The 14,090-nt window shown below is 69.3% G+C and carries 14 protein-coding genes and 1 pseudogene; 9 read left to right on the top strand and 6 right to left on the bottom strand.

The annotated features are described in order from the left end of the window. Window positions 1-8 precede the first annotated feature (8 nt). The 4 genes from CAL24_RS24330 to xsc form a co-directional block, all read right to left on the bottom strand. Window positions 9-1,322 carry a TRAP transporter large permease gene (locus CAL24_RS24330; protein ID WP_249278534.1) on the bottom strand — a complete coding sequence of 438 codons (1,314 nt, stop codon included), beginning with the start codon at window positions 1,320-1,322 and terminating at the stop codon, window positions 9-11. Further along, window positions 1,319-1,855, bottom strand: coding sequence for a TRAP transporter small permease subunit (locus CAL24_RS11770; protein WP_094806806.1), 537 nt, complete (start codon window positions 1,853-1,855; stop codon window positions 1,319-1,321). The genes CAL24_RS24330 and CAL24_RS11770 overlap by 4 nt, the downstream gene beginning before the upstream one ends. A gap of 57 nt (window positions 1,856-1,912) precedes the next feature. Continuing rightward, on the bottom strand, window positions 1,913-3,016 hold the full coding sequence (locus CAL24_RS11775) for a TRAP transporter substrate-binding protein (RefSeq protein ID WP_038853970.1): 1,104 nt from the start codon (window positions 3,014-3,016) through the stop codon (window positions 1,913-1,915). 211 nt (window positions 3,017-3,227) lie between these two features. Then, window positions 3,228-5,036, bottom strand: coding sequence for a sulfoacetaldehyde acetyltransferase (gene xsc, locus CAL24_RS11780; protein WP_231501765.1), 1,809 nt, complete (start codon window positions 5,034-5,036; stop codon window positions 3,228-3,230). 159 nt (window positions 5,037-5,195) lie between these two features. On the opposite strand from xsc, the gene CAL24_RS11785 reads away from it, so the two are divergent. Beyond that, window positions 5,196-5,957 (top strand): IclR family transcriptional regulator, encoded by a 762-nt coding sequence (locus CAL24_RS11785; RefSeq protein ID WP_094806807.1) that lies wholly within the window; start codon window positions 5,196-5,198, stop codon window positions 5,955-5,957. A 54-nt stretch (window positions 5,958-6,011) separates the two neighbouring features. Next, the gene (locus CAL24_RS11790; protein WP_038853969.1) at window positions 6,012-6,944 is read left to right on the top strand and encodes a DUF72 domain-containing protein; all 933 of its coding nucleotides are present in this window, start codon (window positions 6,012-6,014) and stop codon (window positions 6,942-6,944) included. Window positions 6,945-6,957: 13 nt separating this feature from the next. Here CAL24_RS11790 and CAL24_RS11795 read toward each other — a convergent pair whose 3' ends face one another. Both CAL24_RS11795 and CAL24_RS11800 read right to left on the bottom strand, forming a co-directional pair. After that, complete coding sequence (locus CAL24_RS11795) at window positions 6,958-8,430, bottom strand: sensor histidine kinase (RefSeq protein ID WP_094806808.1); 1,473 nt, start codon at window positions 8,428-8,430, stop codon at window positions 6,958-6,960. Continuing rightward, on the bottom strand, window positions 8,427-9,137 hold the full coding sequence (locus CAL24_RS11800) for a response regulator transcription factor (RefSeq protein WP_094806809.1): 711 nt from the start codon (window positions 9,135-9,137) through the stop codon (window positions 8,427-8,429). The genes CAL24_RS11795 and CAL24_RS11800 overlap by 4 nt, the downstream gene beginning before the upstream one ends. A gap of 126 nt (window positions 9,138-9,263) precedes the next feature. Between CAL24_RS11800 and CAL24_RS11805 the strand changes: the two genes are divergently transcribed. From CAL24_RS11805 to CAL24_RS11835, 7 genes and pseudogenes are all read left to right on the top strand, one after another. Then, window positions 9,264-9,896: a cytochrome b/b6 domain-containing protein gene (locus CAL24_RS11805; RefSeq protein WP_028356029.1), complete on the top strand. Its 633-nt coding sequence runs from the start codon at window positions 9,264-9,266 to the stop codon at window positions 9,894-9,896. A gap of 10 nt (window positions 9,897-9,906) precedes the next feature. Next, complete coding sequence (locus CAL24_RS11810) at window positions 9,907-10,698, top strand: molybdopterin-dependent oxidoreductase (RefSeq protein ID WP_094806810.1); 792 nt, start codon at window positions 9,907-9,909, stop codon at window positions 10,696-10,698. A 59-nt stretch (window positions 10,699-10,757) separates the two neighbouring features. Further along, window positions 10,758-11,063, top strand: coding sequence for a pentapeptide MXKDX repeat protein (locus tag CAL24_RS11815; protein ID WP_094807258.1), 306 nt, complete (start codon window positions 10,758-10,760; stop codon window positions 11,061-11,063). Between the two features lie 62 nt (window positions 11,064-11,125). Further along, complete coding sequence (msrB, locus tag CAL24_RS11820; RefSeq protein ID WP_094806811.1) at window positions 11,126-11,659, top strand: peptide-methionine (R)-S-oxide reductase MsrB; 534 nt, start codon at window positions 11,126-11,128, stop codon at window positions 11,657-11,659. Further along, window positions 11,656-12,393 (top strand): peptide-methionine (S)-S-oxide reductase MsrA, encoded by a 738-nt coding sequence (gene msrA / locus CAL24_RS11825; protein ID WP_170947077.1) that lies wholly within the window; start codon window positions 11,656-11,658, stop codon window positions 12,391-12,393. Before msrB ends, msrA begins: the two co-directional genes overlap by 4 nt. 210 nt (window positions 12,394-12,603) lie before the next feature. After that, window positions 12,604-13,053 carry a nucleotidyltransferase family protein gene (locus tag CAL24_RS11830; protein ID WP_249278535.1) on the top strand — a complete coding sequence of 150 codons (450 nt, stop codon included), beginning with the start codon at window positions 12,604-12,606 and terminating at the stop codon, window positions 13,051-13,053. Continuing rightward, window positions 13,050-13,970 (top strand): annotated as a pseudogene (locus CAL24_RS11835) (XdhC family protein); the annotation flags it as partial. The gene CAL24_RS11830 and the pseudogene CAL24_RS11835, both read left to right, overlap by 4 nt. Window positions 13,971-14,090: the final 120 nt, after the last annotated feature.

Below are 14,090 nucleotides of genomic sequence, written 5' to 3' on the forward strand. Positions count from 1 at the left end.
GTGCCGCCCTACTCCCTCAACAAGTTGGGCAGCCACAGCGCCAGCTGCGGGAACCACAGTACCAGCAGCAGGCCGAGTACCTGCAGCCCCATGAACTGCAGCATGCCCAGGTAAATGTCCTTCAGGCTCCATTGCGGCGCGGCGCCCTTCAGGAAATACGCCGACAGCGCCACTGGCGGCGACATCCACGCCGTCTGCAGGCAGACCGCCACCAGCGTGCAGAACCAGATCGGATCGATGCCGAGCTGCCGCACCACGGGCAGGAAGATGGGCACCACGATCAGCACGATCGGCACCCACTCCAGCGGCCAGCCCAGCAGGAAAATCAGCGTCAGCATCAGCAGCAGGGTCAGCGTCGGCGACAGTTGCAGCGCCGTGAGCAGGCTGGCCAGATATTCGGCGCTGCCCAGCCGCGAGAACACGGCGCCAAAGTAGTTCGAGGCCGCCACCAGCAGCAGGATCATGCAGGAGATCTCCAGCGTGGCGAACAGCGCGCGCTTGAAGGACGGCCAGCTCATCTTGCGGTAGGTCAGCGTCAACAGCAGCGTAATGAAGGCCCCGCACGCGCCCGCGTCGGTCGGCGTGGCGATGCCGGCCAGGATCACCCCCAGCGTGGACAGGATCACCACCACCACGGGCGCCGACCCCAGCGCCAGCTCTTTCAGCGCGTAGCCCAGCGGCTGGCGCAGCGACGCGGGCAGCGTCGGCCCCAGCGCCGGGTTCAGGTAGCTGCGCACCAGGGTGTACAGGATGAACAGCACCGACAGCAGCAGGCCCGGGATGACCGCGGCGGCGAACAGCTCGGTGGCGGGCACGCCCACCACCGGCCCCATCACGATCAGCATGACCGAGGGCGGGATCAGGATGCCGAGCGTGCCGCCCGCCGTGATGGCGCCGGCGCTCATGCGGGCGTCGTAGCCGCTCTTGATCATGGTGGGCGCCGCCATCACGCCCAGCAGCGTCACCGACGAGCCGACGATGCCGGTGGCGGCGGCGAAGATCGTGGCCGTGATCAGCACCGCCAGGTAGAGCGAGCCGCGCACGCCCGCCAGCAGCAGTTGTACGCCGCGGAACAGGCGCTGCGCCAGCCCGGACTGTTCCAGCAGAAAGCCCATGAACAGGAAGAACGGCACCGCGGCCAGGGTCGGGTCGCGCATGACCGAGAAAAACTGCAGCGTCATCAAGTGCAGGGCCAGCTTGCCCAGCGCCAGCCAGCCCACGCCCAGGGCCACCGCGATCAAGGTGAACACGATGGGAAAGCCGGCGAAGATCGCGAGCACCAGCACCGCCAGCGAAGCCACGCCCAGCAATTCGGGGCTCATGGCCACTCTCCCCGCACGACGGCATGGATGCTCTTGAGCGTTTCCGACAGCCCCTGCAGCAGCAGCAAGGCGGTGGCCAGCGGAATGGCGGCCTTGAAAGGCCAGACGATCGGCATCCACGGGCTGGTGACGATCCGCTCATTGCGCTGGAAAGAAGCCCAGAAGTAGTCCCAGCCGACGACCAGGAACAGGGTCAGGGCCGGAAAGAACAGCAGCAGGTAGCAGGCCAGGTCGACCGCGCCCTGCACGCGTGGCGGCCACTGGCCGTAGAACAGGTCGGTGCGGATATGGGCCTTGCGCAGCAGCGTATAGGCCGACCCCAGCATGAAGAACGAGCCATACAACATATACGTCATGTCATAGGCCCACACGGTGGGAGCACTGAAAAAATAGCGGCCGATGACCTCGTAGACCAGCGAGCCGACCATCGGCAGGATCATCCAGGCGACGATCCAGCCCGACCAGCGCGTAATACTGTCCAGCACCCGCGTCACGCGCGTGACGGCGCCGGCTTGCCGCGAGTCCTCTTGCATGCGCGCCTCCGGTGTGCGGCGCCGGGCCGATGGCGGCCCGGCGCGCCTGGGGTGTCCCTAGGGGTTGTCCTGCATCGCCGCATGGCCCAGGCCCGCGTACAGGTCGAGGATCTTGGTCCAGTACGGCACCACGGTCTTGCCGAACTGGCGCTGCGAGTCCAGTACTTCCTTGAAGAACGGGTCCTTGGCGGCATAGCGGTCCAGCACCGTATTGGTGGCCTGCACGAAGGCGGGGTAGAAGTCCTTCGGCGTGTCGCGCACCGTCACGTTCTGCGCCTTGAGCTTTTCCAGCGCGCGGGCATTGCGCGCCACATTGAAGGTGTATGTCTCGCCGATGCTGGCCAGGGACGCCACCCGCACGATCTCCTTGAGGTCATCGGGCAGCTTGTTCCAGAAGGACCGGTTGATCAGCACCTCGCCCACGTCGGTGGACTGGTGCAGGCCTTGCAGGTAGTAGTTCTTCCAGATCGTCTGCAGGCCCAGGTTCACGTCGTCGGCCGGCCCGATCCATTCGGCCGCGTCGATCACGCCGCGCTGGGCGGCCGGCACGATCTCGCCGCCCGGCAGCGCCACCGCGGAAACGCCCATCTCCTTGAAGATCTCGCCCGTGATGCCCGGCGGCGAGCGGTACTTCAGCCGCTGGAAATCGGCCACGCTGTTGATCGGCGCCTTGAACCAGCCTAGCGGGTCGGGCCCCATGGGTTGCAGCATGAAGACCTCGACGTCGGCTTTCAGGACGTCGTGGTAGAAGCGATCGAGCAGTTGGTTGCCGCCGCCCTCATACAGCCACGCCACGTGCGATATCTGGTCCAGTCCGGCGCCTGCCCCGGCCATCGGGTTGCTGAACAGCCCTGCGGCCGGGTGCTTGCCCGACCAGTAGTGCGTCCAGGCATAGCCGCCCTCGACAATGCCCTTGTCCACGGCGTCGAGGATCTCGAATGCCGCCACCACCGCCCCGTCGGGCAGGATCTCGACCTTCAGGCGCTGGCCCGACATCTTCTCGATGCGCTGGCCCCAGCGCTGCATCAGCTCGAAGTACATACTGCTGTTGGGCACGGCGGTCTGGATGCGCATGACCTGCGGCGCCGCCTGGGTGGCGCCCGCGGCCGTCAGGGCGAGCGCGCCCAGTGCGCTGCCCAGCCATTTCTTCCAGTGCATCATGTCTGTGCCTCCTCCACGTCGAACGTGGTCTGGATTTATGGTTTTTGCATCGACACGCCCGCCGGATCCTGCGGCCCGGACGGGCCCTGCAAGATGCCGGATCAGGCTACCCCCGCGGCGCGCCGCGGACAATCGCGCCGGCGCCGCGATCCGGCCGGAAAATGCAGAAAATGGAACGGCGAGGCACGAGACCGTTCCACTATCCGCAGAATCAGTTGCGCACCGGCTCGATCGGCAGCGGCACCTCTCCAGGCCGGAACGCTTCGTTCACATAGGACTTGTATTTGTCGAGCAAGCGCACCGGCTGCTTGAGCGCATCGCGCCGGAACGGGTCGCCCAGTTCCTGGCTGACCATCATCTCCAGCACGGTGGTCTTGCCCTCGGACTGGGCCTGGCAGGCCGCGCGCAGCGCGTCGCCAACCTGGTCGGCATGCTCGACCCTTACGCCCTGCACGCCCATGGCGCGCGCCAGCTCGGCGAAGTCCGGGTTCTTCAGGTTGCTGCCGACGAAGCGCCGTCCATAGAAGTCGACCTGGTTCTTCTTCTCGGCGCCCCACTGGCCATTGTGGAACACCACCGCGGTGACCGGGATTTCCTCGCGCGCGCAGGTCAGCAGTTCCTGGAAACTCATGCACCAGGCGCCATCGCCCACGTAGGCGACCGCCGGCCGGTCGGGGCGGCCCAGCTTGGCGCCGATCAAGGCGGGCAGCGCATAGCCGCAGTTGCCGAAGCTCATGGCGGCCAGCATCGAATCCGGCTCCCGGAAGCGCAGATAGCTGTTGGATACCGAGCAGATATTGCCGATGTCGGTCGACACCATCACATGGTCCGGCATGGCGCGCTCCAGCTCGCGCAACATGCGGCGCGGATGCATGCGGCCGCCGCCGCGCGCGATGATGTCCAGGCTCCAGTCGTCGCGCTCGTGCGACCAGCTGTCCAGCTCCTGCTCCCACTGCTTCTTTTCCTCCGCGATGCGGGCGCCGCGCTGCTCGCGGTTGCCCAGGCAGGCCGGCTGCGCCGCGGCCAGGCGCGCCGTCAGGGCGGCCGCGGCCGGCTTGGCGTCGCCGCACACGGCCACCGATACCGGCCGCACCAGGCCCAGCATGCGGTGATCGGCATCGACCTGGATGATGCGGGCCTGCTGCGGCCAGTAATCCAGGCCGTGCTGCGGCAAGGTGCCGAACGGCCCCAGGCGCGTGCCCAGCGCCAGCACGACGTCCGCCTGGGCCAGCAGCTTCATGCCCGCCTTCGAGCCCTGGTAGCCCAGCGGGCCGCACCACAGCGGATGGTCGGCCGGGAAGGCGTCGTTGTGCAGGTAGCTGGTGACGACCGGGGCGCCCAGCAGCTCGGCCAGCGCGATGCATTCCGGCTGCCCGCCGGAGAACAGCACGCCGCCGCCGGCCACGATCACCGGAAAACGCGCTTCGGCCAGCAGGCGCGCCGCCGCGTCCAGGTCCTCGTCGGCGCCCGGTCCGCGGCGCACCCGGCGCGGCGCCGGAATGGCGACGTCGATCTCCCCATAGAAATAGTCGCGCGGGATGTTCAACTGCGTCGGGCCGCGCTCGGCCATGGCATTGTCGAACGCCTTGCCGGTGAACTCGGCAATGCGGTCCGGCCGGTTGACGTGCGCCTGGTACTTGGTAATGCGCGAGAAAATCGGCAGCTGCTCGGTTTCCTGGAAGCCGCCCAGTCCCATGCCCGACGTGCCCGTCTCGGGCGTGATGGCCACCACCGGGCTGTGGGCCCAGTAGGCGGCCGCCACGCCGGTCACGAAGTTGGTGATGCCGGGGCCGTTCTGGGCGATACATACGCCATGCCGGCCGGTCACGCGCGAATAGCCGTCCGCCATGTGGGCGGCGCCCTGCTCGTGCACGGTGGGTACAAAGCGGATGCCGGCGGCCGGGAACAGGTCCAGGGCGTCCATGAAGGCCGACCCCACGATGCCGAAGACGTCTTTCACGCCCTGGGCGACCAGCGTTTCGACAAAGGCCTCGCTGGGCGTCATGTGTACCTTGCTCATGCTCCTCTCCTGGCAGATGCGCGGCCGCACGCCTGTCGCGCGGCACAATGGGATCGATTCTGCAGAAGCGTGGCCGGCCTTGCCATAGGCGGGCGTTTCATTTTTCGCGTGTTTTGTGCGACGATGCGCGAGACCGCCAGAAACTTCAATTTTTGAAAGATGAGCGAAGAACCCGGTTCCGCGGCGCTGCGCGCGCTGGCCTTGCTGGAGCACGTGGCGCAATCCGAGCAGCCGGTCAGCCTGGCTGCCCTGACCCAGGCCACCGGCCTGCCCAAGCCGACCGTGCTGCGCATCCTGTCGCGGCTGGTCGACGCCGGCATGTTGCTGCGCGAGCCCGCCGGCAAGTCCTATGTGTCGGGGCCGCGCCTGGCGGCGCTGGCGCGCGACACCCTGCTCAATTCGCCACTGCGCGCCGCGCGCCGGCGCATCCTCGACAGCCTGGTCGACCAGATCGGCGAAACCTGCAACTGCACCATGCTCGACGGCGACGAGGTCATGTACCTGGACCGCGTCGAAACCGCCTGGCCGCTGCGCCTGAACCTGCAGCCGGGCTCGCGCGTCCCGCTGCACTGCACCGCCAGCGGCAAGCTGTTCCTGGCCTACATGCGCAAGGAAGCGCGTACGCGCCTGCTGGCCGCCGCCCCCCTGCCCCGCTATACGCCCAACACGCTGTGCGACCCGGCCGCGCTGGAGCGCGAGTTGCGCACGGTGCGCAAGGAAGGCGCCAGTTTCGACCGCGAGGAATTCCTGGTCGGCATCGTCTGCATGGCGGTGCCCATCCTGCAGGGCCGGCGCGCCGTCGCCGCCGTGGCGCTGCATGCCCCGGTGGCGCGCCTGAACATCGAACAGGCGCGCGAATGGCTGCCCCTCATGCAGGAAGCGGCCGCGGCCCTGTCGGGCACCTATGCCCCGGACACCTGAGAGCGCGGCCCGCTTCTTGCTGGCGCCGCGGCTTTCCGGCTCCATTCCTTCATCATGACACGCCCAGCTACCGCCAGCGCGATCCGCATCGGCATCTCCGGCTGGCGCTACGCGCCCTGGCGCGGCAGCTTCTATCCCGAGGACCTGCCGCAGTCGCAAGAACTGGCCTACGCGTCGCACCAGGTGCCCACCATCGAGATCAACGGCACGTTCTACTCCCTGCAGCGGCCCGAATGGTTCGCGCGCTGGCGCGACGCCACGCCGCGCGGCTTCGTGTTCAGCGTCAAGGGCACGCGCTTTATCTCGCACCGGCTGCGGCTGCGCGAGGTCGAAACGCCGCTGGCCAACTTCCTGGCCTCGGGGCTGTTCGAGCTGCGCGAGAAACTGGGGCCGATCCTGTGGCAATTCCCGCCGTCGATGCGCTTCGACCCGGAGCGTTTCGAGCGTTTCCTGGACCTGCTGCCCCACGATACCGATGCCGCCGCGCGCCTGGCCCGCCGCCATGACGAACGCATGGCCGGGCGCGCGGCGCTGGATCCCGGGCCGCGGCGCCCGCTGCGGCACGCCGTGGAAATCCGCCACGAGAGCTTCGCCTGCCCGGAATTCGTGCAGATGCTGCGCGCCCGCGGCGTGGCCCTGGTCACCGCGGACACCGCGGGCAAATGGCCGTTGCTGGAAGACGCCACGGCCGATTTCGCCTACCTGCGGCTGCACGGCGACCGCGAACTGTACGCCAGCGGCTACACCGAGGCGGCGCTGCGGCGCTGGGCGGCCCGCATCCGCGCCTGGTCGCGCGGCCGCGAACCCGCCGATGCGCGGCGCGCCGGCCCGCGCGCCGCGCAGGCATGGCGCAGCCGCGACATCTACTGCTATTTCGACAACGATATCAAGGTCAAGGCGCCCGGCGACGCGCGCACGCTGGCGCGCCTGCTCGGCCTGCCGCTGGCGCCGGTCGATCCGCCGGCCGGGGACGCCGGCCCGCCCTGAGGCCGGCGCCGGCTCAGCGCCCGGCCGGCAGCAGGAAGCGGAACACCGCGCCGTGGCCCGGCTCGTCGAGCAGGCGGATCTCGCTGCGGTGCAGCTGCAGAATGCGTTGCACGATCACCAGGCCCAGACCGCCGCTGTCGCGGCGCTGCTGGGTCAGCACCGAGGCGCGCGTGAACAGGCCGGCGCGCAGCTCGGCCGGGATGCCGGGGCCGGTATCGCTGACCCGCACCTCGACGCCCTGCTCGGCGCTGCCCAGCCGGACCTCGATGCGGCTGCCGGGAGGACTGTGCCGGATGGCATTATCCAGCAGGTTGGTCAGGACCCGCTCGATCATGCCCAGGTCGGCGCGCACGGCGGGCAGGTCGCGCGAAAACTCGATGCCGAGCCGCTGGCTGCGCGCCTCGGCCGCCAGTTCGAATTTCTGGATCACGTCCTGCACCAGCTCCGGCAGCGAAAAAGTGTCCAGCTCGGGCTGCACCAGCCCGGATTCCAGGCGCGCCAGCTCGAACAGTTCTTGCGCCAGCCGGCCGACCTTGCGGCTCTGTCCCAGCGCCGTGTCCAGATAGCGCCGGCGCTCGTCCGGCGTCAGCGTTTCGTCCTTGAAGCGCAGCGTTTCCAGGTAGCCGTGCAGCGAGGTCAGCGGCGTGCGCAGGTCGTGCGAGATGTTGGCGACCAGGTCGCGCCGCTGCTGGTCCTGGCGCGTCAGTTCGCGCCACTGCTCGGCGATGCGCTGGCCCATCTGCGCGAAGGCGCGCCGCAACACGGTGATTTCGTCGGCCCGCTCGCCGGCCGCGTCATCGTGGCTGCGGCGCAGCGCGGCCGCCGCGGCGCCGTCGCCATCGAAATTGCGCACTGCCTGGGTCAGCGCGCGCAACGGCCGGGTAATCAGGGAAAAAGCGACCAGCCCCGCGATCAGCCCCAGCAGCGCCACCAGCGCGATGGTCCATAGCGTCGTGCGCACCACCGCGCTGGCCGACACGGCCGAGGCCAGCGCGTCGTGGGCCTCGCCCTGCAGCACGACGTAGACATAGCCCCGGTCGCGGCCGTTCACTTGAATGGGCGCGGCGCTGAAGACCTTGTGCACGCCCGGATTGCGCGGGTCGTCGCCGGCGATCGGCAGCGGCTCGCCCGCCAGGAAGCGGCGCAGCGGCGCCAGGTCGACGTGCTCCAGCTTGACGCGGCCCGCCGGCGCGGCATCGGCGGCGATCCGTCCGGCGTTGTCCAGCAGGTAGACCTCCACTGCCGGGTTGACGGCCATCAGCTGGTCGAACAGCAGCCGCACGGCTTCGCGGTTCCAGCCGCCGGCGTCCATCAAGGGTCGGGTGCCGGCAATGTGGGCAGCCAGCCCGCTCGAGAGCCGCTGGGTCACTTCCTGCTGGTACCGCTCGTTGGCCGCCATGTGCAGCCAGGCGGACGCGCCGCAGCAGGCCAGCAGCAGCAAGGCGAACACGGCCGACATGCGCTGGGTGAGGGTCAGCCGGTTCATGGAGCGTCTCCGGCGGCCGCCAGTTTATAGCCGCGGCCCCAGACGGTCAGGATGCGGCGCGGCTCGGACGGGTCGTCCTCGATCTTGGTGCGCAGGCGGTTGATATGGGTATTGACCGTGTGCTCGTAGCCTTCGTGCTGGTAGCCCCAGACCTGGTTCAGCAGGTCCATGCGCGAGAAGACCTTGCCGGGATGCCGCGCGAAGAAATACAGCAGGTCGAATTCGCGCGGGGTGAGCTCGAGCGGCCGGCCATCCACGACCGCTTCGCGCGCCAGCGGGTCGATGGACAGGCCGGCCAGTTCGAGCCGGCCAGCCTCCAGGCGGACATTGCGCTCCAGCGCGTCGGCGCGGCGCAGCAGCGCCTTGATCCGCGCCACCAGCTCCAGCATGGAAAATGGCTTGGCCAGGTAGTCGTCCGCCCCGAGTTCGAGCCCCAGGATGCGGTGCACCTCGCTGGAGCGCGCGCTGGTGATGATGATGGGCGTGTAGCGGGCCATGGCGCGGGCCCGCTTGCAGATTTCCAGGCCGTCGATGCCGGGCAGCATCAGGTCCAGCACCAGCGCGTCCCAGCGCCCGGCCTCCAGCTGGCGCAGGCCGTCCTCGCCGTCGGCGGCATGGGCCACGGTATAGCCCTCGTCGCGCAGGTGCGGGCGCAGGAGGTCCGCGATGTGGACATCGTCCTCGACGATCAGGATGCGTTTGGGCATGGCGTGGCGGGGCGTCTGGAGCCGGTTCAGTATCCGCTATTGTCGCCAATCGCGGCCGGCCAGTTATCACATTTAATTTAAGTTTGCGTGAGGACTTCGCCATGCGCGGCGGGCAAGAATCCCCGCATGGCTACTCCATCGACCCCGCTTCCCGGCGCCGCCGCGGCAAGCCGCAACCCCGCCGCGCATCCCGTCTGGGTGCGCGCCACCCACTGGGTGAATGCGCTGGCCGTGCTCATCATGACGGCCAGCGGCTGGCGCATCTACAACGCCGCGCCGCTGTTCGATTTCGTCTTCCCCGCCGGCATCACCCTGGGCGGCTGGCTGGGCGGCGCGCTGCAGTGGCATTTTGCCGGCATGTGGCTATTGGCCGGCAACGGCCTGCTCTACCTGGGATGCAGCCTGGCCAGCGGCCGGCTGGTCCGGCGCTTCTTCCCGCTGTCGGCGCGCGGCATCGCGGCCGACCTGGCCGCCGCGCTGCGCGGACGGCTGTCGCACGCCGATCCGCGCCGCTACAACCAGGTGCAGCGCGCGGCATACCTGTTCGCGGTCATCGATCTTGTCGTCCTGGTGCTGTCCGGCCTGGTGCTCTGGAAGTCGGTGCAGTTCGAGACGCTGCGGACGCTGATGGGCGGCTATGAGGCGGCGCGCTACGTGCATTTCACCGCCATGGCCTTGCTGATGGGCTTCGTGGCCGTGCACCTGGCCATGGCGGCGCTGGTGCCGCGCACGCTCATGACCATGATCCGTGGCCGCTGAGGAGCCATGCATGAAGATTCCCAAGCCTGTCGCGCTCTCCGCCCTGGACGGCCCGGCCATTCTGAAAGAAGCCCGCAAACTGCTGGCCCCGCGTATCCAGCAGCCCGCACGCAGGGCATTCCTGCAGCGCACGCTGACCCTGGGGGGGCTGGCCATGCTGACCGGCTGCAGTCTCAGCGACGACGACAGCGTTGAGCAGGCATTGACGGCCATCTCGCGCTTCAACGACCGCGTGCAGGCCGGGATCTTCGATCCGCACCAGCTGGCGCCCACCTATCCGGAATCGATGATCACCCGCCCCTTTCCCTTCAATGCCTACTACGGCATCGAGCACGTGCCGCAAGTAGACGAAGCCTCGTTCCGGCTCGAGGTGACCGGGCTGGTGGCCGACAGACGCGCCTGGCGCCTGCAGGAACTGCGCGGCATGGCGCAGGTGGACCAGGTCACCCGCCACATTTGCGTGGAAGGCTGGAGCGCCATCGGCAAATGGGGCGGCGTGCGCTTCTCGGACTTCCTCGAGCGCGTGGGCGCCGACCGGCGGGCCAAGTATGTCGGGTTCAAGTGCGCCGACGACTACTACACCAGCATCGACATGGCCACGGCGCTGCATCCGCAGACCCTCCTGGCGCTGACCTACGACGGCCGGACCCTGCCCGCCGAGTACGGTTTTCCCATGAAGCTGCGCATGCCGACCAAGCTTGGCTACAAGAACCCCAAGCACATCCAGGCGATTTTCGTGACCAACACCTACCCGGGCGGCTACTGGGAAGACCAGGGCTACAACTGGTTCGGCGGGAGCTAGGGCCGGTGCCAATGATTTTCCACCCGCGGCGCGGCCGCGACAACCACGAGGACCTCACCATGAACAAGCTCTCCACCTGCGTTTTCTCGATGTGCCTGGCGCTGGCCGCAGGCAGCGCGTTCGCCGCCGACCAGATGGCCAAGGACGGCATGGCCAAGGACGGCATGTCGAAAAGCTCGATGTCCCGCGACGGCATGGGCAAGCATGAGGGCATGTCGAAGGACGGCATGGCCAAGGATGGCATGTCGAAGAGTTCGATGTCCCGCGACGGAATGGGCAAGCATGACAGCATGTCGAAGGACGGGATGTCGAAAAACGGGATGCAAAAGGACTCCGGCATGTCGAAAGACGGCATGAAGAAATAATCGCCACCTTGCCGGCGGGGTCGCTCCGGTACGGGAGCCCGCCGCCCCATGCGGAGCACACTATGAAACCGACCCGTAGATCATTCCTGGCCGCCGGCGGCGGCGCCGCGCTGGCGAGCCTGCTGGGCGTCCTGGCTGGCGCGCGCCACGGCGCGGCGCAAGCAGCGCCCGCCGACTTCCCTCTGGTCCGCAGCGACGCGCAATGGCGCGCCCTGCTCACGCCCGAGCAGTACCGCATCCTGCGCCAGGCAGGCACCGAACGGCCCTATTCCAGCCCGCTGGACCACGAGCACCGGGCCGGCACGTACGCCTGCGCCGGTTGCGGGCAGGCGCTGTTCTCGTCCGACACCAAGTTCGACAGCGGCACTGGCTGGCCCAGTTTCTGGCAAGCCCTGCCGCACGCCGTCGGCACGGCCGGCGACCGCAGCTACGGCATGGTCCGCACTTCGGTGCATTGCGCGCACTGCGGCGGCCACCTCGGCCACGTGTTCGACGACGGGCCGCCGCCAACCGGGCTGCGCTACTGCATGAACGGCGCGGCAATGCAGTTCGCGCCGTCGGCATCGCCGGCCGCCCCGACCAGGAGCCCGTCATGAAGAAAACCCGCAATTCGGCGCCGCCGGCCGCCCCGGGCCGCCGCACCGCCTGCCTGCGGCTGGCCGGCGCCGGGCTGCTGGCCATGGCCGGCTGGCTCGCCATCCAGCCAGCCGGGCGCGCGGCCGATGCCGTCTTCGAGATCCCGCCGCCGGCCCGCGACGTCCCCGCCGCGGGCGGCATGGCCACGGCCGTGCTTGCGGGCGGCTGCTTCTGGGGCGTGCAGGCGGTGTTCCAGCACGTCGAAGGAGTCCGCGAGGCACTCTCGGGCTACGCCGGCGGCAGCGCCGCCACCGCCGACTACGAGACGGTCAGCGGCGGGCGTTCGGGGCATGCCGAGGCGGTACGCATCACCTACGACCCGGCCCGCGTCAGCTATGGGAAGCTGCTGCAAATCTACTTCTCGGTGGTCCACGACCCGACCCAGCGCAACCGCCAGGGCCCCGACGTGGGGCCGCAGTACCGCTCGGCCATCTTCCCGGCCGACGCGGCGCAGCGCCAGGTCGCGGAAGCCTACATCGCGCAGCTCGACCGCTCCGGCGCCTATCCCGGCCCGCTGGCCACGACAATAGAGACGCTGCAAGGCTTTTATCCGGCGGAGGACTACCACCAGGATTACCTGGCGCGGCATCCGGACAGCCCATACATCATCGTCAACGATCAACCCAAGGTCGACAACCTGGCCCGCGCCTACAGCGCCTACTATCGCGCCCGACCGGCGCTGGTGCGCCCCTGACGCCGGCGCCGACCGCTTGACGCTGCCCGCCGGGCGGGCATAACCTCGGAGTCGGCTCCAGGTTATGGAAGGAAACTTGTCCACCACATCGGCGGTGCATCATTGGGTAGGCGTCCTGCTGGCGGCGGGCGAAGGCGCGCGCTACCTCGCCGCGCGGCGCGCCCTGCGCGGTGCCGCCAACAAGCTGCTGGCCTGCCCGACACGATCGCCGTGGTCGCCAATCGCCCGCCCGAGCTGCCGGCCCTGCTCGCGCGCCTGGGGTGCTCCATCCTGACGGCGCCGCCCGCGCCGCGCGGCATGGGCGTATCGCTCGCCGCCGCGGCCCGCCACCTGCTCGATCGCCCCGCTCCCGGCGGCCAGTTGCCCGGCTGCGTCGTGGCCCTGGCCGACATGCCATGGCTGCGCCCCGACACCCTGCGCCGGCTGCTGGACCACGCCGCCGGCGATCGCATCGTCGCGCCGTTGTACGACGGCCGGCGCGGCCACCCGGTGGTATTCGGCGGGCAATACCTGGCCGAACTGGCCGAGCTCGACGGCGATGTCGGGGCCCGCGCCCTGCTGGCGCGCCACGGCGTACTGGAAATCGATTGCGACGATGCCGGCGTGCTGCGCGACATCGACGTTCCGCAAGATCTGCACAGAGGAAACCCAAGCTCATGAATCCGCTCGACATGGATGTACTGCGCCAGGCGCGCGACTGGGTCGCTGCCGGGCATACCGTGCACCTGGCCACCGTGGCCCAGACCTGGGGCTCGGCGCCGCGCCAGGCCGGCGCGTTGATGGCCCTGCGCGGCGACGGCCGCATGGTCGGCTCGGTGTCCGGCGGCTGTGTCGAGGACGACCTGATCGCGCGCGCCCGGGCCGGCTCCCTGCCCGCCCGCCCGGACCGCGTCACCTACGGCGTGACCGGCGACGAGGCGGCCCGCTTCGGCCTGCCCTGCGGGGGCACGCTGCGCCTGGTGGTCGAGCCGCTGCAAGGCACCCAATGGCTGGACGCCGTGCTGGCGGACATCGGCCAGCAGCGCCTGGTGGCGCGCACGCTCGACCTGCAATCCGGCGCCTGTACGCTGGCGCCGGCCAGCCCGGCGGACGGCCCGGACTTCGACGGCCGCGTGCTGCGCTCGGTATACGGCCCGCAGTGGCGGCTGCTGATCATCGGCGCCAACCAGACCGCCCGGGCGCTGTGCGGCATCGCCGCGATGCTCGATTTCCGCGTGCTGGTGTGCGACCCGCGCGAAGAGCTGTACGCGGGCTGGGACGCGCCCCATGGCACGCTGATCACCAGCATGCCGGACGATGCCGTGCTGGAGATCGGCGTGGACGAGCGCACGGCCATCGTCGCCCTCACCCACGATCCCAAGCTCGACGACATGGCGCTGCTGGAGGCCCTGAAGTCGCCCGCCTTCTACGTGGGCGCGCTGGGCTCGCGTCCCAACCAGGCCAAGCGGCGCGAGCGGCTGCGCCAGTTCGACCTGGACGATGCCCAGATAGCGCGACTGCACGGCCCGGTCGGCCTGCGCATCGCCAGCCGCACGCCGGCGGAAATCGCCGTGGCGGTGGCCGCCGAACTGGTTTGGGCATGGCGTGGCGGGGCGTCTGGAGCCGGTTCAGTATCCGCTATTGTCGCCAATCGCGGCCGGCCAGTTATCACATTTAATTTAAGTTTGCGTGAGGACTTCGCCATGCGCGGCGGGCAA

Origin of the sequence: Bordetella genomosp. 2 (genome assembly GCF_002261345.1) — a bacterium.
GTDB lineage: Bacteria > Pseudomonadota > Gammaproteobacteria > Burkholderiales > Burkholderiaceae_B > Bordetella_A.